We start from the raw sequence: 1,600 nt of genomic DNA, 5'->3' as shown, positions 1-1,600 counted from the left end.
GGGACTCCAATCGCCCACTTCTGCAAATCCCAGCCGGTACAAAGTGAGTATGGTTTCCCGGACACCCTTGGGCGAACCGACAACCGTTAACAGCACCACTTCCTGTTCGCATACTGCTGCGGAGTCGTCATTTGGCCGATCGGAAGAGTTGTCGTCAGGCACAAATTCCTGTGACATAATATGTTCTCCTGTTTTTGGGTTTTCTAGAAAAACCCAAAAACCCAGCCGCCCCGCTATTCAACACATAGCAGGGCGGCTACAGAGGATGTTAAGATACTCCGTTAGCCTCCAGACTGCTTGTCCCAGTTTGGCGGTTAGCTGTCCATTGCTGCTACCAACAGCTTTGGGCAGTGCAACTAGATTTTTGGGCGACGCGGGCTGCCTCCTCTACAAGCAAGCAACCTCTCACTTCCAAGCGTAGCCGCAGATGGGGGCCGCCGTCAACCGATTTTAGATTTTAGATTTTGGACTTTCGATTGAAGAGGGGGATTGGGAGGTTTTGGGCCCGGCTGAGGATTTAGCCTTATAAAGGACTTGACGCTTAAATTGACTGTACATACTTCTTGCCCTCTTCCGATTCTAGGTATTGCTTGTAAGCTATTTCATCGCCGCCAAAAGAATCGATCGATACCTGTCGTTTCGGCATCGGTTTGAGAGTAGCATCGATCGGGTTGTACCGACAGTAACACATCACAATTACGTCATATTCGCTCATCGGAGTTGGAATATCAGGCGTGTATGTTTGCACCCGCACAACTTCCCAATTGCTGACGCGATAGTGAGTATTGTGTGCGTGTTCCTTTGGATCGTGTTCTGACTCCACCCGCACAAATTCTACAGGACGATATCCCGGTTCAGGAATCGGTTCGTTAGAAGAGTCCCAGTTTTCTGCAATGATAAAAGTTAGAGCTTGGCTGTGTTGGAGTTTTCTCTGTCTCCAGCCTTCATCCTCACCTGACTCAGCCTGAAAAATAATGTACTTTTGCATCACTCTTCCTCCTTTTCTTCGAGATAGTTGGGAAATTCTGTTTTCCCTTTGAACACGCAATCAACTTCAAAAATGTACTTATTTTCGATTTCCTCAATGTCGATCAGTTTCCAGCCATACTTCTTTTGCATATCCCGGCATTTCTGCGGGTTGGTGGCGCTGTGTCGGGAGATATCCTGCTCTGAATCGTAGCGCAGCCACCTATTTGGATCGTTATTTGTCATTATTGATATAGCTTCTGTGTTGGCTCTACAACATTGGAGAAGTCGTCTTGACGCGGTGTTTGCGGCACTGCGTCAAGGCGCATATTTAGAGTTGATTTATTTTATGATAAGACCAAACCATGCTTTAACACCCTCTTTATTCCAAGGCTTAAAATGTTGGTTAATGAAGGACGCGATTTCGATCGCCTCCTTCATCAAAGGACTTAACCTTGCAGCTTACCGCCCAGATTGTCTCGGCGATGTACCATCAGCCCGCGAACGACGGATCAGCACGCTGATCACCTGCTTCGGATTAGCCGCACGCTGTGGGGGACTCCAATCGCCCACTTCTGCAAATCCCAGCCGGTACAAAGTGAGTATGGTTTCCCGGACACCCTTGGGCGAACCG

At 48.4% G+C, this 1,600-nt stretch carries 4 protein-coding genes; 2 read left to right on the top strand and 2 right to left on the bottom strand.

What is annotated here, in order from left to right; translation table 11 throughout:
* The first annotated feature begins 265 nt into the window (after window positions 1-265).
* Window positions 266-421: a hypothetical protein gene (locus ACUVJL_RS39835; protein ID WP_445250867.1), complete on the top strand. Its 156-nt coding sequence runs from the start codon at window positions 266-268 to the stop codon at window positions 419-421.
* A gap of 120 nt (window positions 422-541) precedes the next feature.
* Here ACUVJL_RS39835 and ACUVJL_RS39830 read toward each other — a convergent pair whose 3' ends face one another.
* Together ACUVJL_RS39830 and ACUVJL_RS39825 are read right to left on the bottom strand one after the other, a co-directional pair.
* Window positions 542-988: a hypothetical protein gene (locus tag ACUVJL_RS39830; RefSeq protein WP_445250866.1), complete on the bottom strand. Its 447-nt coding sequence runs from the start codon at window positions 986-988 to the stop codon at window positions 542-544.
* Complete coding sequence (locus ACUVJL_RS39825) at window positions 988-1,212, bottom strand: hypothetical protein (protein ID WP_332984150.1); 225 nt, start codon at window positions 1,210-1,212, stop codon at window positions 988-990. The genes ACUVJL_RS39830 and ACUVJL_RS39825 overlap by 1 nt, the downstream gene beginning before the upstream one ends.
* Before the next feature lie 163 nt (window positions 1,213-1,375).
* Here ACUVJL_RS39825 and ACUVJL_RS39820 point away from each other — a divergent pair.
* Window positions 1,376-1,600 (top strand): hypothetical protein (locus ACUVJL_RS39820; RefSeq protein WP_445250865.1); only part of this gene is annotated, 225 nt, incomplete at its 3' end.

It is taken from the genome of Microcoleus sp. OTE_8_concoct_300 (genome assembly GCF_031383065.1).
Taxonomy (GTDB): domain Bacteria; phylum Cyanobacteriota; class Cyanobacteriia; order Cyanobacteriales; family Microcoleaceae; genus Microcoleus.
Note: the sequence above shows the minus strand (reverse complement) of the source record. Positions and strands in the feature narration are given on the sequence as shown.

Coding starts and splice junctions, on each gene's coding strand:
- ACUVJL_RS39835 (WP_445250867.1), top strand. CDS start 266: ATGTTAAGATACTCCGTTAGCCTCCAGACTGCTTGTCCCAGTTTGGCG.
- ACUVJL_RS39830 (WP_445250866.1), bottom strand. CDS start 988: ATGCAAAAGTACATTATTTTTCAGGCTGAGTCAGGTGAGGATGAAGGC.
- ACUVJL_RS39825 (WP_332984150.1), bottom strand. CDS start 1,212: ATGACAAATAACGATCCAAATAGGTGGCTGCGCTACGATTCAGAGCAG.